The 22014-nt window shown below is 51.9% G+C and carries 21 protein-coding genes and 3 tRNA genes; 10 read left to right on the top strand and 14 right to left on the bottom strand.

Annotated features, from left to right (window positions below):
* Window positions 1–3: 3 nt before the first annotated feature.
* The 5 genes from ccoG to ccoN form a co-directional block, all read right to left on the bottom strand.
* Window positions 4–1440, bottom strand: coding sequence for a cytochrome c oxidase accessory protein CcoG (ccoG, locus tag CPA45_RS15555; RefSeq protein ID WP_096653022.1), 1437 nt, complete (start codon window positions 1438–1440; stop codon window positions 4–6).
* Between the two features lie 162 nt (window positions 1441–1602).
* Complete coding sequence (gene ccoP / locus CPA45_RS15550) at window positions 1603–2532, bottom strand: cytochrome-c oxidase, cbb3-type subunit III (RefSeq protein ID WP_096653020.1); 930 nt, start codon at window positions 2530–2532, stop codon at window positions 1603–1605.
* A complete protein-coding gene (locus CPA45_RS15545) occupies window positions 2529–2750 on the bottom strand; it encodes a cbb3-type cytochrome oxidase subunit 3 (protein ID WP_078086340.1) in 222 nt (73 codons plus the stop codon). The genes ccoP and CPA45_RS15545 overlap by 4 nt, the downstream gene beginning before the upstream one ends.
* A 3-nt stretch (window positions 2751–2753) precedes the next feature.
* Window positions 2754–3362, bottom strand: a complete 609-nt coding sequence (ccoO, locus tag CPA45_RS15540) for a cytochrome-c oxidase, cbb3-type subunit II (protein WP_096653018.1) — start codon at window positions 3360–3362, stop codon at window positions 2754–2756.
* A gap of 19 nt (window positions 3363–3381) precedes the next feature.
* Window positions 3382–4806 carry a cytochrome-c oxidase, cbb3-type subunit I gene (gene ccoN / locus CPA45_RS15535; protein ID WP_096653016.1) on the bottom strand — a complete coding sequence of 475 codons (1425 nt, stop codon included), beginning with the start codon at window positions 4804–4806 and terminating at the stop codon, window positions 3382–3384.
* 164 nt (window positions 4807–4970) lie between these two features.
* Between ccoN and CPA45_RS15530 the strand changes: the two genes are divergently transcribed.
* The 4 genes from CPA45_RS15530 to CPA45_RS15515 all read left to right on the top strand — a co-directional run bounded on the left by CPA45_RS15530 (window position 4971) and on the right by CPA45_RS15515 (window position 6370).
* Window positions 4971–5813, top strand: coding sequence for an alpha/beta fold hydrolase (locus CPA45_RS15530; protein ID WP_244287625.1), 843 nt, complete (start codon window positions 4971–4973; stop codon window positions 5811–5813).
* Between the two features lie 150 nt (window positions 5814–5963).
* Window positions 5964–6039, top strand: a tRNA-Val gene (locus CPA45_RS15525).
* A gap of 128 nt (window positions 6040–6167) precedes the next feature.
* Window positions 6168–6244: transfer RNA gene (locus tag CPA45_RS15520), tRNA-Asp, on the top strand.
* Between the two features lie 49 nt (window positions 6245–6293).
* A tRNA-Asp gene (locus tag CPA45_RS15515) sits at window positions 6294–6370 on the top strand.
* Window positions 6371–6506: 136 nt separating this feature from the next.
* Here the strand turns inward: CPA45_RS15515 and CPA45_RS15510 are convergent.
* The 4 genes from CPA45_RS15510 to glcD all read right to left on the bottom strand — a co-directional run bounded on the left by CPA45_RS15510 (window position 6507) and on the right by glcD (window position 10891).
* Window positions 6507–6908: a GlcG/HbpS family heme-binding protein gene (locus CPA45_RS15510; protein WP_096653014.1), complete on the bottom strand. Its 402-nt coding sequence runs from the start codon at window positions 6906–6908 to the stop codon at window positions 6507–6509.
* An 83-nt stretch (window positions 6909–6991) separates the two neighbouring features.
* A complete protein-coding gene (gene glcF / locus CPA45_RS15505) occupies window positions 6992–8224 on the bottom strand; it encodes a glycolate oxidase subunit GlcF (protein ID WP_096653012.1) in 1233 nt (410 codons plus the stop codon).
* Window positions 8225–8238: 14 nt separating this feature from the next.
* Entirely contained in the window at window positions 8239–9339 is a 1101-nt protein-coding gene (gene glcE, locus CPA45_RS15500; RefSeq protein WP_096653010.1) for a glycolate oxidase subunit GlcE, read from the bottom strand.
* A gap of 52 nt (window positions 9340–9391) precedes the next feature.
* Window positions 9392–10891 carry a glycolate oxidase subunit GlcD gene (glcD, locus tag CPA45_RS15495; RefSeq protein WP_096653008.1) on the bottom strand — a complete coding sequence of 500 codons (1500 nt, stop codon included), beginning with the start codon at window positions 10889–10891 and terminating at the stop codon, window positions 9392–9394.
* Between the two features lie 253 nt (window positions 10892–11144).
* On the opposite strand from glcD, the gene glcC reads away from it, so the two are divergent.
* Both glcC and CPA45_RS15485 read left to right on the top strand, forming a co-directional pair.
* Window positions 11145–11921: a transcriptional regulator GlcC gene (gene glcC / locus CPA45_RS15490; RefSeq protein ID WP_096653006.1), complete on the top strand. Its 777-nt coding sequence runs from the start codon at window positions 11145–11147 to the stop codon at window positions 11919–11921.
* A gap of 108 nt (window positions 11922–12029) precedes the next feature.
* Window positions 12030–12554 (top strand): gamma carbonic anhydrase family protein, encoded by a 525-nt coding sequence (locus CPA45_RS15485; RefSeq protein WP_096653004.1) that lies wholly within the window; start codon window positions 12030–12032, stop codon window positions 12552–12554.
* A gap of 93 nt (window positions 12555–12647) precedes the next feature.
* On the opposite strand, the gene CPA45_RS15480 is transcribed toward CPA45_RS15485, so the two are convergent.
* Entirely contained in the window at window positions 12648–14339 is a 1692-nt protein-coding gene (locus tag CPA45_RS15480; protein WP_096653002.1) for an L-lactate permease, read from the bottom strand.
* 394 nt (window positions 14340–14733) lie between these two features.
* On the opposite strand from CPA45_RS15480, the gene CPA45_RS15475 reads away from it, so the two are divergent.
* Window positions 14734–15426 (top strand): glutathione S-transferase family protein, encoded by a 693-nt coding sequence (locus CPA45_RS15475; RefSeq protein WP_096653000.1) that lies wholly within the window; start codon window positions 14734–14736, stop codon window positions 15424–15426.
* 596 nt (window positions 15427–16022) lie between these two features.
* A complete protein-coding gene (locus tag CPA45_RS15470; RefSeq protein WP_096652998.1) occupies window positions 16023–16379 on the top strand; it encodes a phasin family protein in 357 nt (118 codons plus the stop codon).
* Between the two features lie 110 nt (window positions 16380–16489).
* Here CPA45_RS15470 and uraD read toward each other — a convergent pair whose 3' ends face one another.
* Window positions 16490–17029 (bottom strand): 2-oxo-4-hydroxy-4-carboxy-5-ureidoimidazoline decarboxylase, encoded by a 540-nt coding sequence (gene uraD, locus CPA45_RS15465; RefSeq protein WP_096652996.1) that lies wholly within the window; start codon window positions 17027–17029, stop codon window positions 16490–16492.
* A gap of 153 nt (window positions 17030–17182) precedes the next feature.
* Between uraD and uraH the strand changes: the two genes are divergently transcribed.
* Both uraH and CPA45_RS15455 read left to right on the top strand, forming a co-directional pair.
* Window positions 17183–17536, top strand: a complete 354-nt coding sequence (uraH, locus tag CPA45_RS15460) for a hydroxyisourate hydrolase (protein WP_096652993.1) — start codon at window positions 17183–17185, stop codon at window positions 17534–17536.
* A gap of 11 nt (window positions 17537–17547) precedes the next feature.
* Window positions 17548–18750 carry a urate hydroxylase PuuD gene (locus tag CPA45_RS15455; RefSeq protein WP_096652991.1) on the top strand — a complete coding sequence of 401 codons (1203 nt, stop codon included), beginning with the start codon at window positions 17548–17550 and terminating at the stop codon, window positions 18748–18750.
* Between the two features lie 149 nt (window positions 18751–18899).
* On the opposite strand, the gene CPA45_RS15450 is transcribed toward CPA45_RS15455, so the two are convergent.
* From CPA45_RS15450 to CPA45_RS15435, 3 genes are all read right to left on the bottom strand, one after another.
* Complete coding sequence (locus tag CPA45_RS15450; protein WP_244287624.1) at window positions 18900–19673, bottom strand: aminoglycoside adenylyltransferase family protein; 774 nt, start codon at window positions 19671–19673, stop codon at window positions 18900–18902.
* Between the two features lie 41 nt (window positions 19674–19714).
* Window positions 19715–20044: a DHCW motif cupin fold protein gene (locus CPA45_RS15445; protein ID WP_096652987.1), complete on the bottom strand. Its 330-nt coding sequence runs from the start codon at window positions 20042–20044 to the stop codon at window positions 19715–19717.
* Between the two features lie 490 nt (window positions 20045–20534).
* Window positions 20535–22013: an NCS1 family nucleobase:cation symporter-1 gene (locus CPA45_RS15435; protein WP_096652985.1), complete on the bottom strand. Its 1479-nt coding sequence runs from the start codon at window positions 22011–22013 to the stop codon at window positions 20535–20537.
* Between the last annotated feature and the right edge of the window lies 1 nt (window position 22014).

Here is a 22014-nt window from a genome sequence, read left to right as displayed (position 1 = left end):
TATTTATCTCCTAATGTTGCCCAGGAAACGGGCTTCACGCTCAAGGCGTATACGTTCGTCTTGCTGGGACTGCAAAGTAAAAGTAATGGGGTGGCTTGGCTCGCTTAAGTCACTTGCTTCAACGAGCACGGTAACCACTTGAAAGCGCGAGGCGCCAGCCGGAACATTAACCATGACATCGTCCAGCGCCAAGCTGGGCAAGCCTGAAACACTCAGGCGGTAGGTGTGATCTTGATTATCTAAGTTGCGTATATTCAAGCTATACACATTACTGATACGCCCATCCCGAGTGGTCTGATAAAGCTGTGTGCGATCACGCTCCACGTCAAAGCCAAGCGGCATTCGGTCGTTAACCGCCCAGGCAAATGCAGCCATCATTACAAGAAGGGCGGCAAAATAGCCGAGCAGGCGAGGGCGTAAAATATGACTCTTTTTGCCTTCCAGTGCATTTTCGGTCGTGTAGCGAATTAGCCCCTGAGGGTAACCCATCTTATCCATTACGCTGTCACAAGCATCGATACATGCAGCGCAGGTAATGCACTCGTACTGTAGGCCGTCACGGATATCAATACCCGTTGGGCATACTTGAACGCACAGTTCGCAATCAATGCAGTCGCCCAAGCCCGCTGCTTGAACCTGTGCATGGCTGAGCGATTTTTTGCGGTGGCCACGAGGCTCGCCACGGGCTTCGTCATAAGAAACAATCAGCGTGTCGCGATCAAACATTACTGACTGAAAGCGTGCATAGGGGCACATGTAGATGCACACCTGTTCACGTAGCCAGCCGGCATTCAGGTAAGTAAAGACTAAAAAGAAACCTACCCAGAAGTAAGACCAGCCGTGGGCTTCTAATGTGGGTAGTTCGCTAACCAGTGTGCGAATGGGTGTGAAATAGCCGACAAAGGTAACGCCGGTGGCTAGGGCAATAAATAGCCATGCTAGATGCTTGGCTCCCTTACGCCACGCTTTGTTGGTAGTCATGGGCTGCTGGTCCAGCTTAATGCGCTGGTTTCTGGTGCCCTCAATACGGTGTTCAAGCCAAATAAACAGAAAGGTCCAGACGCTTTGCGGGCAGGTGTAGCCGCACCAAACACGTCCCGCAAATACGGTAATAAAAAACAGCCCAAAGGCGCAGATAATTAGCAGCCACGATAGTAGTACAAACTCTTGTGGGTAAAACGTGGCGGCAAAGATATGGAATTCTCGGCCCGGCAGGTCGAACCAAATCATGGGACGGTTGCCCAAGTTGATCCATGGTAGTAAGAAAAACATCAGCATAAGCGCCCAGTTAGCGCAGCGTCTGACCTTTTGAAACAGGCCCTTAATCTCGCGTACGTAAATGTGGCGCCGTTTGGCATACATTTCTTGGGTGTGGATTTCCCCGGGTGTGTGGTGCCCAACAGTTGGAGGCGTAATATCGTGGCTAGGTATTTTTTCCATGGCGATGATCGCAGCTCACAAGGCAGGAGTAGGCGGCAGTATGGGAATCAGCTGTCAGCCAGATAACACTCAATGTTGAGTAGTGTATCGGGTTGTGGATGAAGAAAGGGTGCGGTATGTAACCGCACCCCTATTAGCGTAGCCTGGAAATTGAAACGTCGGTTAGTCGTTAAACCGTAGGCTATAGACGTAAGCGGCTACCAGGTGAACACGCTCTTCACCAATGTAGGCTGCTTGTGCTGGCATATGACCATTACGACCGTTACGCAGTGTCTGGCGAACCGAGTCTGCAACACTTTGGCCTGGTGCTTGGTAGAGCCAAATATCGTTCGTCAGGTTTGGTGCACCCAATGCAATATTGCCGGTACCGCTAGGCCCGTGGCAGGCAGCACATACCGCTAGGTAGGTGCTCTCGCCGCTGGCCGCACGCTCAGCATCATGCTCTAAGCTAGATAAAGAGAGTACGTACTGGGTTAGGTTCTCAATATTATTTTCACCTAACTGCTGCCACGAAGGCATCAGGCCATTACGGCCCCGGTTTAGCGTAGTCAGAATATTTTCAGGCTCACCACCGTATAACCAGTCGTCGTTGGTCAGATTCGGGAAGCCGTAGCCGCCCTGGGCGTTGGAGCCGTGACATACGGCACAGTTATTCTGATAAATACGCTCTGCAACCTGCATGGCTTCTGGATCTCTTGCCAGTTCAGGAATAGGCACTTCCTGATACTGCGCAAAGATTGGTGTGAAGCGTTGCTGGGCCTCAGCCACTTCCTCTTCCCATTGGCTCTCTTGGGACCAGCCTAGAACGCCGGCATAGTTACCTAGTCCTGGATAAAACACTAAGTAACCCAAGGCGAAAACCACCGTCAGGATAAATAGCTGGAACCACCACTTGGGTAGTGGGTTGTCGTACTCTTCAATGCCGTCAGCAGCATGGCCAGTGGTTTCAACATTACCGTCAGCATCTGGGACTTTATCGGTGCGGCGGTTGGAGAGCAAAATCCAAACGCTTAGCGCGATAGTGCCTAGCGTGATGACAATAATCCAGGCACTCCAGAAGCTGGATAGGGAGTCACCCCATAAATTATTCATCTGTTTTTATCTCCCCTGTCGTGGCGGGAATCTACTTCGCGCTCAGGCGAAGCATGCTTATCACGGGCTGGTTGCTCATCACTATCGTCGGCGAAGGGCAGGTTGGCTGCTTCGTCAAAGTCTGGTTTGCGTCGCTTTGAATAGGACCAGGCAAAAATGCCTATAAAAGCAACAATCAAAATCAGCGTAATAAGACCGCGGAAGGTTCCCGTATCCATAGCTTAACGAGTGCCCTCAAGCACAGTTCCTAGTTGCTGTAAGTAAGCGACAAGAGCAGTGATTTCTTGTTGGCCGCGTACTTCAGCTGTGGCGTTGGCAATATCTTCATCGGTATAGGGCACGCCTAGCTGACGCAAAGTACGCATCTTTCTGGGTGTTGCATCACCGTCGAGGGTGCGTTCAAACAGCCAGGGGTAAGCGGGCATAATCGACTCAGGTACCACGTCACGGGGGTTATACATGTGCGCACGGTGCCAGTCATCACTGTAGCGGCCGCCAACGCGGGCTAGGTCCGGCCCAGTACGCTTTGAGCCCCAGAGGAAGTTGTGCTCATAAACTTCCTCACCAGCAACGTTATAGTGGCCGTAACGCTCGGTTTCTGCGCGGAATGGGCGGACCATTTGTGAGTGGCAGCCCACGCAGCCTTCACGGCGGTAAATATCGCGCCCTTCCAGCTCTAGTGCGCTTAAGGGGCGCAGCCCCTCAACAGGTTCAGTTGTGTCCTTTTGAAAGAACAGCGGAACCACTTCGGCCAAGCCGCCGAAACTGATCGCAACCAGAATCAACACGGCGAGCAGGCCAACGTTTTTTTCGACAATCTCGTGTTTCATTGGTCTCAACTTCCCCGGTTTAAGCGGCTTGTGGCGCTGGTTGGCTGATGGCTTCGCGACCTTTTACAGTCATGTAGACGTTAAACGCCATAATCAGCATGCCCACGATCCAGAAAAGACCGCCAATCAGGCGAACAAAGTAGCCTGGGCCACTTGCTTCAACCGATTCAATGAAGGTGTACATCAGGGTGCCATCGGCGTTGATTGCACGCCACATCAAGCCTTGCATGATGCCGTTCACCCACATTGCGGCGATATAGAGTACGGTGCCGATTGTCGCCAGCCAGAAGTGCACTGCAATCAGGCTAACTGAGTGCATTTCGGTGCGTCCAAACAGGCGTGGAATCAGGTGGTACATTGAACCAATGGTAATCATGGCAACCCAGCCCAGTGCGCCGGAGTGCACGTGACCAATGGTCCAGTCGGTGTAGTGAGAGAGCGCATTGACGGTCTTGATAGCCATCATCGGCCCTTCGAAAGTCGACATACCGTAGAAGGAGAGTGCGACCACCAAAAACCGCAGGGTAGGGTCGGTGCGCAGCTTATGCCAAGCGCCGGACAGGGTCATCATGCCGTTGATCATGCCGCCCCATGACGGTGCTAGCAGAATGATCGACATGATCATGCCCAGTGACTGGGCCCAGTTAGGCAGCGCGGTGTAATGGAGATGGTGCGGGCCTGCCCACATGTAAATCATGATTAACGCCCAGAAGTGGACGATGGAGAGGCGGTAAGAGTAGATGGGACGCTCAGCTTGCTTCGGCACGAAGTAATACATCATGCCCAAGAAACCTGCCGTGAGGAAAAAGCCTACCGCATTATGCCCATACCACCACTGCACCATAGCATCCACTGCACCGGCATAGATCGAAGTGGAGTACATGAGTGTCACGGGGATGGCAGCATTGTTTACAATGTGCAGCACCGCAACGGTAATAATAAACGCAGCAAAGAACCAGTTAGCCACATAGATATGCGATGTTGTGCGCTTTTTAATGGTCATCAAGAACACAATCGCGTAACTAATCCAGACGACGGCAATCAAAATATTGATTGGCCATTCGAGCTCTGCGTACTCTTTGGTCGTGGTGTAGCCTAACGGCAGCGTTACCACGGCGGATAGAATAACCGCCTGCCAGCCCCAAAAAGTAAATGCCGCGAGCTTGTCAGAAAAGAGGCGCGTCTGACAGGTACGCTGAACGACATAGTAGGATGTCGCAAACAGCGCCGAACCACCAAAGGCGAAGATTACGGCGTTTGTGTGTAACGGACGAAGACGCCCGAAGCTTGTCCAAGGTAAGCCAAGGTTCAGTTGCGGCCAAACCAGCTGCGCGGCAAGGATGACACCAACAGTCATACCTACAATGCCCCACACAACGGTCATAATCGCGAACTGCCGAACTACCTTGTAGTTGTAGGTCGGGTGTTCCAGTGCTGTGCTCATTTCATGTTCCCATCGAACGCGGTTAGGGGGTAACCCGTGGCATTTTGCACGGATGCGGCCACCCGCTTGATGATGCAGGTCAAGATCCAGGCGCGATTCTAGCGCAGCAACGCCTTAAGCTGAACAAGCCAATTGGTTTAACACGGAATTACTAGGAGAAATTGGTGTCATTCTATGCCGAGCTTGGGTTTGTCAATGTGACGGCAAGCGAGTTGCCTAATGCGATGGATAGCCGCTCGATACAGCGGTTTATAGTCGACGGCTATGGGCCTTTAGCCATATCAGGTGTTCCAGAATATGGCCGACTGCTGTTTATTCATGGTGCGGGAGCTGGGCAGGCTTCAATGTTCATGCGGCATTTTGTCGCGAGGGTGGCAAGCCAGGGAGTGCAGGTACTCACCATTGACTTGCCTTACATGCAGCAAATGAATGAACTGGGAAGGCGCCGCCCGCCCCCGCCGATTAAACATACGTTGGTACAGGCTTGCGCATGGTATGAGCTGCTGCTCCCTCTTGGCCCTACACCGTTATGGGTGGGAGGAAAGTCTATGGGAGGACGTATCGCTACTATGTTGGCAAGTTCTGAATTGGCAAGCTCTGAATTGGCAAGCCCTGAGGTTCAGCTAACAAGCACCGATATAGTCGCTAATAGCCCCGAGGGGGAGGCGCTGGTCGGTAGAATTGAATGCCCAGGCGTCATTGTCGCGGGCTACCCTTTTCACCCTCCTAAGCAGCCCAATAAACTGCGGCTGGCACACTTCCCGGGCATTACCGCCCCAATGTTGATTCTCCAGGGCGAACGAGACCCATTCGGTAGTGTTGATGATGTTGCTGGTTACTCACTACCCAGTAATGTACAGCTTAAGTGGCTCCAGGATGGTGATCACGACCTTAAGCCCCGACGCGCCTCCGGCTTAAAACATGCGGTTTTAATTGACGAAGCAGCCACTAGTGCGGCATCCTTCGTCCGCGCTCATCATAAAGAGTCGTGGCAAGCAGTGCCGTAACAACGAGCCGTAACAACAAGTAGTTGTCACAAGCTAGTTGTGACGAGTAGTAGCGGCAAGTAAATAACATGTAAGTTTGAATGAAAGATTTAAACGTAACATGTTGACAAGCAGCCAGACTTCTGTAGAATGCAGCGCCACGTGACCAGCGGGTGGTTAGCTCAGTTGGGAGAGCACCAGCCTTACAAGCTGGGGGTCACTGGTTCGAACCCAGTACCACCCACCATTTAATTGGTGCCTGGAAGCGTAAAGCAGTACTAGTGACTGCAAGTACTAAAGTTGGTAAGTACTAAAGTTGGTAAGCACTAAAGTTGGTAAGCACTAAAGTTGGTAAGCACTAATTGATGTAGTAGTGGACCGGTAGTTCAGTTGGTTAGAATGCCGGCCTGTCACGCCGGAGGTCGCGAGTTCGAGTCTCGTCCGGTCCGCCATCATCAATTTATGCAGTAAGGTTTGTGCAGTAAAAAGTTATCGCAATTCGGACCGGTAGTTCAGTCGGTTAGAATGCCGGCCTGTCACGCCGGAGGTCGCGAGTTCGAGTCTCGTCCGGTCCGCCATTTAAGCATACATCGGCACTTGCCGAACGAATTCAAAAAAAGCCCGGATCACTGATCTGGGCTTTTTTATTGCGTGTAACTCATTCCGAGTAGCATATATGTATAGCGTGCAGCGTAGAGGCTGCACGCGCTGCCATCAGGCGATAGCGTTAACGCCCGCTTTGGCAATCTGCACATCCTGCTCAGGCTTAACGCCTGAAATGCCTACGGCGCCCACCACGTGGCCGTCTACAGTGATCGGCACGCCCCCTGATAGTAAGCCCTGTAGCGGGGCGGAAATAAATGCAGTACGGCCGCCGTTAATCATCTCTTCGAAAATTTGTGTCTCTTTACGGCCTAGTGCAGCGCTGCGCGCTTTTTGCGTGGCGACATCAGCACTAAATGGTGCAGCGCCATCTAAGCGGCGTAGCGCCAGCAGATGGCCGCCGTCATCGGTGACTGCAATGGTTACTGGCCAGCCGTTGCTATCTGCCTCCTGTTGGGCGGCATCTAGTACTGTAACTACGTCGGCTTGGCCAAGAATCGCTTTAGTCTGCATGAAAAACTCCTTTTTTATTAAGGGAAAGGTGCCGTGCAGCCAGCATGACTGAAAGTGGCTGTCACGGCAAAGTGAGCTAGCGTTTATACCAGAGCCGCATCAACCACTTCCACCCAGTGACGAACTGGGGTGCGGCCAGCGCTGGAAAGGTGTGTTTGGCAACCAATATTAGCAGTTACGATGACTTCTGGGTTGCCCGCTTCTAAAGCATTCAGTTTGTTGTCGCGTAACTGCATGGAAAGTTCTGGTTGGGTGATTGAGTAAGTGCCCGCAGAGCCGCAGCAAAGATGGCTATCTTTGACTGGTGTGAGCGCAAAGCCTAGCTTGTTGAGTACCTCTTCAACCGCGCCGTTAAGCTTTTGCGCATGCTGCAGTGTGCACGGGCAGTGAAACGCCAGCCGCTGTTGCTCTTTAAGCTGCAGCTTCTCCAGTGATTCATCACGCAGTACTTCAACCAGGTCTTTGGCCAGGGCGCTAACTTTTTGAGCTTTAGCAGCATAGGCTGAGTCGCCCTTGAGCATATCTCCATACTCTTTAACAAATGCGCCGCAGCCGCTAGCGGTCTGTACAATGGCTTCTGCACCTTGTTCGATATGTGGCCACCAGGCATCGATGTTAGCGCGCATACGGGCGCGGCCATCATCTTGAGCATTGAGGTGGAAGTCAATTGCTCCACAGCAGCCAGCTTCGCTGATAGGGGTAACGCTAATGCCTAGGCGGTCGAGTAGTCGAGCAGTGGCTGCGTTGGTGTTGGGTGAGAGTCCCGGTTGAACGCAGCCTTCTAAGATCAGCACTTTGCGTGCATGACGCTGGCTATCTGGGCGCTGGCCCGCATCAACGGGGGGAGGCGGCATTTTGCTGCGTAATTTGCCAGGCACCAGGGGTTTAAACGTTTGCCCTAGCTTTAGCAGCGCTTTGAAGCGCTTTGGGTCCACCAGAATTTTGCGTAGCGCGTAGCGTTGGGCACGCTCTGCGGTTGAGCGTGGTACACGACGCTCTATTTCTGCGCGGCCTATATCTAAAAGCTTGTGATACTCCACGCCCGAGGGGCAAGTGGTTTCACAGTTGCGGCATGTGAGGCAACGATCTAAATGAAGACGTGTCTCTGCGGTGACCTGGTCGTCGTCATCGCGACTTTCCAGTAACTCTTTCATCAGATAGATACGACCACGGGGGCCGTCGCGCTCATCCCCCAGTAGTTGGTAGGTGGGGCAAGTGGCGTTGCAAAAGCCGCAGTGTACACAGGTGCGCAGAATGCGCTCAGCTTCCTGAATATGCGGTTTCTGAAGGTCGGCATCGGTAAAGTGCGTCTGCATGTCAGCTCTCCTGATTAAAATGCCGCATAAAGACGACCGGGGTTGAAAATGCCATGGGCATCTAGCTCAGTCTTCAGATTGCGATGATATTTTTCGACCACTGAGTTGAGAGGAGTAAACGGCGACTCCGCACCACCCTTGGTGTGAGGGGTATAGCAAGTAGCGTGACCGCCGGCAGCTTGGCAAGCAAGGCGTAGGCTATCTGCGTCCAGATGGGTTTTTACCCAGCGCTGGCTACCGCCCCAGTCGTAGAAAATATCGTCTTCGGCGATATCAAGTGCTAAGGGTGGTGTGTGAGGTGGGAGCGATAAGCGCCACAGTGCTTGCCCCTCGCCGAGGGTAAAAAAGCCGTGCTGATGATCGCGTAGCTGCTGCCAGAAATCGGCAGGGAGCGCCTCGCCGCCAAGCCGCTCTTTAGTAGCGTTGACGGAGCTGGCGCCACCCTCTAAACGGATAAATAGCTCACCGGCATGCCAGGCTGCTGCGGTAATCGGGAGAGGCTGGCGGCCTAGTTTCGAGAGTTCGCTAAGGGCATCTTCTAATCCCATCGCGAGGCGCAGGCTGTGACTGGCGGTAGGGGTAGGTAATACCTTAAATGAGATGTCCGCCAGTACGCCGAGGGTACCCTGGGCGCCGACCATTAAACGCGATAGATCGTAACCCGCCACGTTTTTCATTACTTCACCGCCAAAACGCAGTAGCTTGCCTTCTTGGGTGATTATCCGGGTGCCCAGCACAAAATCTCGTGCCGCCCCTGCCCAGGGGCGGCGTGGGCCAGAGAGGCCAGTGGCAACTGCTCCGCCAATAGTGCTGGCATCGCTAAAAATAGGTGGCTCAAAGGCGAGCATCTGATGATGCTCAGCAAGTGCTGCATTGAGCGCGCTTAAGCGTGTGCCCGCGCGTGCAGTCACAACAAGCTCTACTGGGTCGTATGACACTATCCCGCTATGAGCCGCTATGTTTAGTGCTTTACCTTCCACTGGGCGGCCATAAAAGGCGCGTGTATCGCCAGCTACAATGCGTAGCGGCGTTCGCTCTGCGTAGGCGCTGCGCACCTGTTCGCAAAGGTCAGCAGCGATGTCCTGGTCAGTCGCGTTAATCGCTAGTTCGGTCATGGTCATTCCTGATAATTATTGTTCCTAGTGATGGTGATAACTAGGTGCCGCTTTAGAAGCGCGGTAGTTCCGGGTGCGGTAGTTCGTTGTTATGAACATGCATAGCGCCAAACTCAGCGCAGCGTGCCAGGGTGGGAATGTTTTTCCCTGGGTTAAGTAAGCGCTGCGGGTCAAAGGCGGCTTTCAATGCATGGAAAACGCTAATTTCATCCGCTTGAAACTGGCTGCACATTTGATTGATTTTTTCCCGGCCAACGCCATGTTCGCCGGTGATCGAACCACCTGCGGCCACACAAAGCTCCAGGATCTTGCCGCCAACATCTTCAGCAAGCGCCAGTTGGCCTTCTTTGTTGGCATCAAACAGAATCAGAGGGTGCATGTTGCCGTCACCGGCATGGAAAACGTTGGCGACCAGTAGGCCGCTCTGTTCGGAAAGCGCGGCAATACCCTTAAGTACCCGCGGCAGCTCCCGGCGGGGAATAGTGCCATCCATGCAGTAGTAGTCTGGTGACATACGACCGACAGCGGGAAAGGCATTTTTGCGGCCCGCCCAGAATTTGGCGCGCTCGGCTTCGTCCCGAGCTTGCTGAATATCGGTAGCGCCGGCTTGCTCTAGTACTCGGCGTACGGTATCGCAATCATCGTCCACATCCGCCTCAACGCCATCCAGCTCGCAAAGCAGAATTGCTTCTGCCTCAACGGGGTAGCCTGCTTTGATGAAGTCCTCAGCGGCTTTGATGGCCAGCTTGTCCATCATTTCCAGGCCTCCGGGAATGATGCCTGCCGCGATAATATCGCCAACGGCTCGGCCAGCTTTTTCGATATCGTCGAAGCTGGCCATCAATACTTTTGCGGTTTCTGGCTTGGGCAGCAGCTTCACGGTGATCTCGGTCACTACGCCTAACATGCCTTCCGAGCCATTCATCAGCGCAAGCAGATCAAAGCCTGGCGCATCAAGGGCTTCAGAGCCCAGCGTCATGTGTTCGCCTTCAATGGTTAACACATCGACCCGCATTACGTTGTGGACTGTCAGGCCATATTTTAAACAGTGCACGCCGCCAGCATTTTCGGCGACGTTGCCCCCGATGGAGCAAGCAATTTGCGATGAAGGGTCTGGGGCGTAATACAGCCCATAAGGGGCGGCCGCTTCCGAAATAGCCAAATTGCGCACCCCGGGTTGTACACGGGCTAAGCGTGCATCAGGGTCTACTTTTAGAATTTGGTTAAAGCGCGACATGACTAGCAGCACGCCCTGCTCAAGCGGCAGGGCGCCACCTGAAAGGCCGGTACCTGCCCCACGTGTTACTACTGGTACGCTCAGCGCATGGCAGCGCTTTAGAAGCTCTCTCACTTGCTCCAGGGTTTCTGGGAGCGCTACCAGCATGGGTAATACTCGGTAGGCCGCTAGTCCATCGCATTCGAAGGGGCGTAAATCCTCCTCGCGATGAAGTAGCGTTAACGAAGGAATGGCGCTTTGCAGATCACTCATTACTTCAGCTTTATCACGGTGGACGAGTTCGCCATCAAGGCGTTCGTCAAAAAGGATATTCATAACGACATCCCTAACTTTTTTATCATGAAAAATAGTGGCCATGTAGGTCGTAGCATGGCTGTTTAACCTGGCGACCAATCTGAGCTTTTTTTGTGCGAGTGTCTAGGTTGTGGTGCAATGGTCTGACCAGTAATTAGTCGATAGCCAAGCTAGTGTCGAGCCTTTCATCACCATAGCGTCCTCCTTTTGGAAAAACGCTGCTATGTGGGCTGACCATGTTGTGTTGGCAGCACGCCAGAGAAAGGAGTGAATAATGGCATTTGCCAGTGATGATGTATCTATGGGGCGGCGTACCCCTGAGCATGTGGCGGCCAAACTTGAGGAGCTAATTTTAGATGGTGTTTTTCGGCCTGGGCAGCTATTGCCCTCGGAAAGACGTTTGTGTGAGCGTTTAGGCGTGTCTCGCGCATCGCTACGTGAAGGGTTAAGAATTCTGCGTAGCAAAGCCATTATTAATACACGCCAAGGGCATGGCTCAACAGTGGCATCGCTACTGCCTATGCATCAGCAAAGCCCCTTAATGCACCTGTTTAAAGACCACCCACGTACGCTATTTGATCTGTTAGAGGTGCGTGCATTACTGGAAGGTGAGTCCGCCTACTTGGCGGCTAGGCGTGGCACCGCTATGGACCGTGTGTTAATTACTCGCCGTTACCGAGAATTAGCCGAGTATGCGGCTCGACCTGAAGCGATCGATGTTGAACAACTGGCCCGACTTGACCACGCTTTTCATTTGGCAATTTCTCAAGCCTCCCACAACCCTGTATTGGTGCATACGTTACAAAGCTTGACCGATTTACTGTTAAGTTCAGTGTTTGCTTCAGTGAAGCACCTTTACCATCGCCCAGGCCCAAGGGAGATGATCAATCAGCAGCATGCTCGCCTACACGATATGGTGATCAGTGGCGATGCTGAGCAGGCAAGGCGTATCGCTTTAGAGCATCTAACCAGCATCAGTGAGCTACTGCGCGAGGTAGAGGCAGAGCATGACCGCTTAGAGCGCTCTGCAATGCGCTTAGAACAGTGGTAATAGAACAGTGGTAATAGAGCAGTGGTAAGAGAGTGGTGATAATAGAGTAGCAACAGACCCTTCACCGCTTTTGAGGGCAGTGGGGGTAACCAATAAAAGGAGCATGGCGTGGCTATTTATCAATTTGGCGAGCAGCAGCCTGATATTCACGATGATGTTTATATCGCGGAGACTGCTGATGTTATTGGGCACGTGACGCTCAAAGCGCGCTCAAGCGTGTGGTACCAGGCCGTACTACGTGGCGATAGCGATCACTTGGAAATAGGTGAAGAGAGTAATATTCAGGATGGGGCAGTCCTGCATGCTGACCCAGGCTATCCACTTAAAATCGGTAAAGGCGTTACGGTGGGGCATCAGGCGATGCTACACGGCTGCACGGTAGGTGATGGCTGTTTAATAGGCATTCAGGCGGTAGTGCTGAATGGTGCGGTCATTGGTGAAAATAGCCTGGTGGGGGCCGGGGCGTTTATCAAAGAGGGGGCGGTGTTTCCTGCCAATTCACTGATTGTCGGCTCGCCAGCCAAAGTAGTGCGCGAGCTATCAGCAGAGGCAGTAGAAGGACTAAAGCTGAATGCTCAAAGCTATGTTATACGCGGCCAGCAGCATGCTAAAGCGCTGAAACGTATCGGCTAGTAGCGTCAAAATATGACTTTCAAACGCTACACCCCAGGCTAGGCCTGGGGTGTAGGAGTGTCTATCTCAACTTCTGTTTATATCAAGGTCCATCTACATCAGTGGGTCGGTGACTCCTATTACGTAGAATGCTACTAGCGCAATGATGCCGGTGAATATCAGGTAGTAGATTGTCGGGATAATGGTTTTACGAATCGTTGTTCCTTCACGGCCTAACAGGCCAACAGTGGCCGATGCTGCTACGACGTTATGGATAGCAATCATATTACCTGCTGCCGCGCCTACCGCTTGAAGTGCCACCATCATCGCTGTAGAGAGACCCAGGGTTTGAGCAATATTAAATTGGAACTCTGCCAGCATCAGGTTAGAGACCGTGTTCGAACCTGCAATAAAGGCTCCCAACGCCCCTACCGCTGGCGCAAAGAAGGGATAGACTCCGCCCACGTTATTAGCAACCGCCTGAGCCATCATTACTGGCATGGAAACCAGGTCAGCACCGTTAACGCCTGAGTTGATCAGAATACGTACCATCGGCACGGTGAACACAAGCACGAAGCCCGCACCGAAGATGGTTTTAGTGGATTCTGATACCGCGGCACTCATCTGGCGAGGGTTCATGCTGTGTATGAAGTAGGTCACTATTACAACGGCCAGAATGATGCCGCCTGGCAGGTACAAGGGCTGTATGCCGCCGCTGACGCCAGCTTCGCCAAAGATGTTGGCCCAGTTCAGGCTTACCGAGGTTAGCGCGTTACGCAGTGGCTCAACAGTGCGTGAAGCGACGAGGAAGATTGCCAGCAGCACATACGGAATCCAGCCTTTCAAAGTAGACATGGGGGCCTTACCAGCCACGTCGTCTAGCTTAATCTGCAGGTTGCCAATCCATTCATCCGGCCAAGAGGAGGCCTCAGGAAAGTCCCACGTATCTTTCGGTAGCAGGAAGCCTTTACGCGCCGCAGGTACTACGATGGCCAAGCCAACCATAGCGCCAATCATTGAAGGGAATTCTGGGCCCAAGAAGACACCGACCAAGGTGTAGGGTACGACAAATGCGACACCGGTAAAGATGGCGAAGGGGGCAATAGAGAGGCCTTCTTTCCAGGAGCGGTTGGCGCCGAAAAAGCGCACCATGACCAGCACAAGAATCAGCGGCATTAGAATGCCCACGATACCGTGAGTAATTGCCACGCCATTCGTTATCATCTGGAAAAACACCTCCCAGCTGGAGCCTGTTGCCTCTAACTGAGCGGTAATACCAGCCCGATCAAGCCCACTTCCTACGCCTACCACAACCGGTGTGCCCACGGCGCCAAAGGAAACGGGGGTAGACTGAATCATCATACCCACAACCACGGCTGCCAGAGCCGGGAAGCCAAGTGCCACCATCAATGGAGCTGCTACCGCCGCTGGTGTGCCGAAGCCTGAAGCGCCTTCAATAAAACAGCCAAACAGCCAGGCAACAATCAGTGCTTGCACACGACGGTCGGGGCTGATGCCCGAAAAACCGTTACGAATGGCAGTAATGCCGCCAGAGTGTTTTAGCGTATTAAGTAGCAAAATAGCGCCAAAAATAATCCACAGCAGGCCTGCTGTCTGGATCAAACCCTGTACGGTTGATGCAGCTACACGGCTAAAGGACATATCCCAAGCGGTTAAGCCAATAATCGCAGCGGTGAAAAAGACAATCGGCATCGCTATTTTTGCAGGTATTTTGAAACCTATGAGCAAAATACCTGCGAGCAATAGCGGCAGAAATGCCAGGAGTGCAAGTGTCGTTTCGTTCATGGGAGGAATGGCCCCTTGTTATTAATTTGGTGTGCTCCGGAGTAGCCGGCCAGTCGCGCTGGTTTGATCAGTGTGAAAGATACGTTTAGGGCGAAGTAATGACTACATTGGAAAATTGGTCTTACCAGTAATGGAGCTGAAGCAAAGGCATATTCGACTGGTTTTTTAAGGTTAACATTATGTTTTTATTTGTTTTTGATGCTTCTTGATACAGAAGTCGTATTGGTGGGCTATTAGACTAATTGACAGTGCAGTTACCTGCTTGGGGTGGGGTACAGATTAGTAATCGCATGACTTGCGTCGTTGGTGACTTGCGCCCATTGTTATCGATGAAGATGTCCATTCACCATTACTGATGACAATAAGTACTAATTACAATCAGGAGGTCTGTACTGTGGCAATTACCCTCTATGACCTGTGCGGGCGCGATGAGCGTTTACGGTTTTCTCCCTATTGCTGGCGGGTTCGGATGGCGCTGGCGCATAAGGGCTTGCCCTTTGAGACCGTTGCTTGGCGGTTTCTTGAAAAAGACGCGCTGGCCTTTGCCAACTACGATAAAGTGCCAGTGCTCTGCGATGGTGAACAGACCGTCACCGACAGTTTCGAGATCATGCGATATCTGGATAAGACATACCCAGATGCCCCTGTGCTTGGTAAAGGCGCCAGCTATCAGCGAGCCCTACTGTTCAAATACATTGTTGAACGCAGCGTAAATCCGGCGCTATTTCGCATTATTGCCATGGACTTGCTGGCGGCAATACATCCAGGTGATCGCGATTATTTTCGTGAAACCCGCGAAGCACGGTTCGGCTGCACGTTAGAAGAGTTCCACCAGCCTGAGCAGGGTAAACAGGAGCTTAAGCAGGCGCTGGCACCCGTACGAGACCTGTTGCGCGACAGTGCGTTTCTAGATGGCGATGCCCCAGGCGGTGTGGACTACCTGCTGTTTGGCAGTCTGATGTGGGCTTATGTTGTCTCATTAGAAGTCTTGATTGAGTCAGGGGGCCCCGTGGATGTATGGTTCAAACGCATGCTTGGTTTACACGATGGGATGGCAGGTAAAGCGATTACTATCCGCGACCTATAGCGCTGGGATGGTTGGAATAGTAGTTGGATAGCTAAATAGTATATGGATAACTGGGTGAGGGGATAGTTGGTTGTCTAAATGGTTCTTGAGGTAAATGCTCGGTTGGCTTAATAGTTGCGTGCTAAAAATAATTAGATAGAGAGGGAGAGGTACTGAAATTAGGTACTGAAAAGATCAGGATATTAGGAATAAATGAATATTTTTATAAAACAGAGGCTTACTTATCTCGTTATGGGGTAAGTGGCGCTTTTAGAATGCAGGGGGCTGTTAAGCCACCTGCTTTACAATATTCATCAATGTTGGTCGAGGTAGGCTATTTAATCAGAAATTATTGATTAATTAGTGAGAGGAGTAGTCCGTGTAAATTTTTAAAATTGGCATTAAGTTTTTGTTTATTATAATAATATTTTATGTCTTTTAAGTTACGGTGTGTCTACAGGGAGTGGTTTCGTAGTCTTATGCTAAAAATCATGTTGCGCTGCACAAAAAGCACTGCTAGCTTTGAAGGTAGCAAAGGCCAAGACCTCACTACAACCGCCTCTTAGGCAAATTGAATTGCTAGCACTACCAGCTAGCACTCTCAGGGAGACTACCTAATGAATAAGACTGTCGAAAAAACTAACCAACAGATTGAATCCACATTCATAACGCCAATGCGTTCCTATACGCTGTCAGCGCTTGACTACTACGAGCTGCTATTCAGTGCTCAGTTGGATGCTGCGCGTGCTTACTCGGATATGACCATCGCCCAGGCTCGCACCTGGCTGGACGTTAAAGATGCAGATGGCTTCAAAAAAGCGATGGAAAGCCAGCAGAAAACCATGTCTGACCTGTTGGAGCGCATGAAAGGTGATTCAGAGAAAGTAACCTCAATCAGCCAAAGCTTTATGAAAGATAGCCAGAAGATGGCCGAAGAAAGCACCAAGAAAGCGCTGGAAACCGCTAAGCAGTAAATCACGTATTAAAGTTAGAATGCCGCGCCCTTATCAGGCGTGGCATTTTTCATTGTATTGCTTCAAGGGCTGTATGTAGGGTGTTTGCTGAAAAGTAGCTGTTTCAAGTGTTATGGCTGCTCGGCCCGCACGCTTAGCCGGAAGCGGGCAATCCGGATAATTTGTTCAATTGCGGCATCTCGTTCCTGCATTAAGTCGTTATGCAAGCGCGCTTCAAACGCCGCCAAAATAGCATGTCGATCCAGTCCCTTAACGGCGATAACAAACGGGAAGCCGAACTTCTCTTTATAAGCAGCGTTGAGCTGTTCAAAGCGAGAAAATTCTTCAGGTGTACACTGATCTAAACCGGCACCTGCCTGCTCCCGGCTAGAGTCCTGGGTAAGCTCGCCTGCCAGCGCCGCTTTACCGGCCAGGTCAGGGTGCGCTTGAATCACTGCAATTTGTTGCTCAGGCGTCGCCTGTTGCAGCATCCGCCCCATTAGGTCGGCAAGGGCATCAGGAGTGTTATGTACCTCACTCAACCCTTCGTTCCACGCGGCGTTTGCCACCCATGGTGAGTGTTCAAAAATATCGCCGTAATGGTGGATAAAGCGTTCAAGACTGCATGTGCTTGGCGCAGGCGCAAGAGTAGGTAATGGCGAGGTAGGCACGAAAACTCTCCAAGCGTTCTATGATGAAATGACTGTATAGAATAAATAGTAGCCATGGAAATAGTAGTCATGGAGATAGTAGCAACGTTACTCTTTGACCGATAGGTCAATCTAGGTAGATGGTCGTAACAACTAATTTTAATAGGAGTGGCTATGGGACGCTTAACCACCCACGTACTGGATACCGCACAAGGGCAGCCTGGCCAGGGGATTGTGATTGAGGTATTTCGTATTTCAGGCGACACCAGCGAGCACTTGGGTAGCGTGGTGACCAACCACGATGGCCGCTGCGATGCGCCTATTCTTGAAGGTGATGCATTTACGGCGGGTGAGTACGAGATAGTGTTCCATGCCGGTGATTACTTGCGTGCTCAGGGTATCGATGCTGATGAGCCGCGTTTTTTGGACGTGATACCGCTACGCTTTGGCGTCGCTGACGCCAGCCAGCACTATCATGTGCCGTTACTGCTTTCGCCCTATGGGTACTCAACTTATCGCGGCAGTTAAGAGGGCTCAGCATGCAAGCGTATACCATTGATTTTGTTAATTTGCTGCTGCGCTGGCTGCATGTGATTGCGGCTATTGCCTGGATCGGTGAGTCGATCTACTTTGTCATGCTGGACAACAGTCTGCGCACACCCAAGTCGTCAGAAGACCGCGAGAAGGGCGTGTTTGGCGAGATGTGGTCGGTACATGGTGGTGGTTTCTACCATAATCAGAAGTACGCCACAGCCCCTGCTAAGTTGCCCAACGAGCTGCACTGGTCGTTTTGGAAAGCCTATACCACCTGGCTTTCTGGCTTTGCGTTGTTTGTTATTTTGTACATGGTGAATCCCGGCTTCTACTTGGTAAATCCCAATAGCTCCTGGCAGTGGGCCGCTAATATGAGTGGCTGGCAGGCGAATTTGCTGGCGCTGGCCTTCTTATTGGGCGGCTGGGTGGTGTACAACGAACTGTGTAAACGTATTAGCCCCAATATGGAGCGCGATGGTCTACTCAGCGTAGCCGTTGCCGTCATGATGGTGGTGGTTGCCTATCTCAGCACGCAAATGTTCACCGGGCGTGCGGCCTTTTTGCTTACCGGCGCGGTGATGGCAACGGCAATGTCGGCGAACGTCTTCTTCTGGATTATCCCCGGCCAGCGCCGCATGGTGAAAGCCATGAAGGCGGGAGAAGCCCCCAACCCTTTGGATGGCAAGCGCGGCAAACAGCGCTCGGTGCATAACACTTACTTTACGCTACCCGTCGTCTTGTTGATGGTAAGTAATCACTACTCGTTTATCTACTCCCACGAGCGTGCATGGATAGCCATGGTGCTGTTTATCTTTGCTGGCGCTTTGATTCGGCAGTTCTTCGTATTGATGCATGCAGGCAAAACCCAGCCAGCGTATCCCGCTTTTGGGGTCGGGCTTATTTTATTGGCATTTGGGGTGACGGCACCCACTGCTACCTTGCCGAGCGGCGAGGGGGTGGCGGGACAGCCAGACCAGGCACAAATTACTCAATTAATGGAGCAGCATTGTGTGCAGTGCCATGCTCGCAACCCTGCGCATGCCGGGTTTTCAGCGCCGCCTGCAGGCTTTGCCTTGGATAATTGGGACGAAATTCTTGGCCATAAAGCACAAATTCAACGAGTCGTGGCCAGCCGCTATATGCCACTGGGTAACATGACAAATATGAGCGATGAAGAGCGCGATATCATTGCCGCTTGGGAGGAGTGATTAAAGCTGCCTGTGACTTATCCCTGACATTCTGGACGTTGGGGATATGGTCCCTCAATGCCAAGGCGGGCTCGACAGCCTCAACGCCCCAGCACTGGAAAATGTGTAATTTGTCTCTGTGCCTGTGCCTGTCATGGCTTCTCCCACTGTTAGGCATCGAGGCATGCCTCAATTGACTTTTTCATATAAGAGACAAGCACTTCGAACTCCTCCCGGTTCTCTTCCCATCTATCATCAATCCTCCCGAGATAGCCTTCGCGAGCATTCTGCAATAACACTGCGTGATCAGGAGACGCTTGCTTTTCCGCCCATTGCGCTGCTGTATCTTTTGGAGCGATATCACCAGTAGCAGCGGTCAGCCACATCCGTGATAAGGTCAAAATCACGTTACGTTCATCACCAGCTGTCTCTGCAAGAAGATTGGGCAATGAATCTCGAATTGCCATTCGAATATCCGCTAGCGGCACAGATCCGAAAACGCTAGCAGCATCACCGCCATATAGCGGCAAACTATCATCAATTACCTTTTTTAGGACAATTGTAAGATCAGGATCCCTGGCTGGTTCTGGGATGCTTCCGGCTTCGAATTCCTCTCGCAACCACTCGCCGTATACAAACTCAGCCCGAGGTGGAAACTGCCAGGGGACAACATCTGAAACGGTTACGACAGTCAGCTCTATCGGCCTGATGAACTGTTGATTTCCGATTGCTCCGGACACACTCATCAACCGAGCGACAAGTTCTTTCCTTTGCCAGGTGGTAAGCGGGTCATTAACTGCGACCAAAATATCCACGTCACTGTCGCGTTTTAAGCCACCCACAACTGCCGAGCCAAAAAGATAAATACCGACGATTGAATCACTAAGCAGGTCTTCAATGACCGACTTGGCTTGTTTCGCTTCATCAGGAATCGTTGGATTCAATCTCTTCTCCGGCATCTGCTGGATGACCTGATTATGTGATTTTAATCCACTACGAACAGCTTGGCCCCTTGCTCTGTCGAGGAGCGATGAAGCTCAGCGTTGTCTGCGACCTGATAGCTCGACCCTGGATGAAGCACAAAACAACGTCCGTCTTCTAGCTCAGTGTGGAGCTCACCTTCTAGGCAGAGCAGAATGTGCCCTTTGGCGCACCAATGATCGGCTAAGTAGCCAGGGCTATACTCAACCATGCGAACTCGGATGTCGCCAAAATGGCGGGTCTTCCAATACGCAACTCCCTGCTCCCCGGTGTGTTCAGTTTTCTCAACTTCAGACCAGTCAGTAACCCCAAAGGGTAAATCGGTAATGTTCAAACTGCCTATCCCTCTATCCTTAAGCACATAAAACGTGTCATAGCCGCAGCAAATTTGCAGCGCAGCGGAATATTTGTCCAGAAGATTAGATTTAGTGCCGAAGGATTACTTGCTCGCCACTAGCCTAGCTGCTAATCCCAGGAACATGACACCTAAGATACCATCTATATGACGACCTATTTTTAGCAAAAGCCCGCGTAAACCCTCGCTCGATTGAGGGCGGGGAGCGGTCACGCATTGAACACAGGCCTAAAAAAGTTCGTTCATAGCTGATGGTGCACTTTGTTTCTTCAGCATATTTGAAGGCGGCTATACAGGCTGCGTCTTGAAGTGACTTTTCCCGATATTGCTCGTACTCGGCTAGGCCTGGAAATGTGAACATCGCGAGCGCAACATGACTGGGTCAGCCCGGGCGATAAACAAGCGCCATCGGCTTCATACCAATGGCGCTTGTATGCTTTTCTAATCAGTTAGTTAGGGCTTTGTTACCTTAACTTGTCTGCTGTTCAGAAAGCGAGGGTGCTGTTTTAAACTGGTTCATCAAACCGTAGTAGAACAGCCCGCCCAGGGCTGCGCCAATCATCCATCCAAAGCCGTCAAGGCCGGTAAGCGCTGGTACTAACACGGTGGAGAGTGAGAATAGCGCTGCACCGCCAAAGGCGAGAAGGGCGCGGGTGTTCCAGCCGTTTACATAGTAGTAGGCGCTACTTGGTGCTGAAGAGAATAACTCTTGCATGTTTAAGTTCTGACGCTTAATCAGGTAGTAGTCGACCACGATAATGCCGTAGAAGGGTGCGACGATTGCCCCTAGCGCATTTACAAAGCCGGGAACACCGATCTGACTGATCACCGAAAGCCATAGTGCGCCAACAAAGAATGCAATGACAGCGGTAATCAGGCCACCCATCTTAAAGCTGATCTTGCTGGGGAACAGGTTAGCAAGGTCGTAGGCAGGGGGAATAAAGTTGGCAACCAGGTTGATACCCACCGTAGCGGCAAAGAAGGTGAGTGCGGCGACAATCGTTAGCGGTAGTGAATCCACCCGCTCAACGATATCAGCGGGGTTGGTCAGCGCCTCGCCAAACAGTACCAGAGTGCCTGCGGTAATAATCAGCGCGATAAAGGAGAAGAACGCCACGTTAAGTGGCAAGCCTAGTAGGTTGCCAAGCTTCATCTGACGCTCGGTTTTTACAAAGCGGGTAAAATCGCCAAAGTTGATCACCACCGCCGCAAAATACGCCACCATGGTGCCCACAATCGCCATAAAGGCCGCAATCGAGCTGCCGCTGGTTGCACCGTCGCCGCTAAAAATGGTGCCAATGGCGGGGATCAGCTCGCTTCCCGCTTGGAACCAGACAATGATCATCAACACTAGCATCACTACGTAGACCAGCGGGCCTGCCCAGTTAAGAAAGTGCTTGATGCGCTCAATGCCCTGCCAGAAAATCGCGATCTGGAATAGCCACACAATCACAAACGACACCCAAGCCACGCCAGAAAGACCTAGGAAAGTACTGCCATCGCCTGCGCCATAAAAGGCCGTAATCAGCAGAGTAACGGCGGTAGAAGCAAAGTAGGTCTGCACGCCGTACCAAAATATCCCCACAATGGCGCGCAGCATCGCGGGCAGGTTAGCCCCCCGTACCCCCATGCTAGCGCGCACCATCACCGGAAAGGGAATGCCGTATTTAACGCTGGGCTTACCGGTGAGGTTAACCAAAAACATCACAATCACACCCGCTAGAATAATCGCTGCCATGACCGCCCAGCCGTTCAGGCCGTAGGTTAAAAACAGCGAGGCTGCCAGGGTGTAGCCAAACAGGCTCTGAATATCGTTAGACCAGACATTAAAAATCTCAAAGGCGCCCCAGTTACGGTTCTGGGGTTTCAGCGGTGCAAGATCCTCGTTGTACAGGGTAGGGTCGATGTGCTGAATATCTAGCTCACTCACGACGTTGTTCTCTTTCATT

It is taken from the genome of Vreelandella nigrificans, from assembly GCF_002374315.1.
GTDB lineage: Bacteria > Pseudomonadota > Gammaproteobacteria > Pseudomonadales > Halomonadaceae > Vreelandella > Vreelandella nigrificans.
This window is presented reverse-complemented; position numbering and strand designations above follow the sequence as displayed.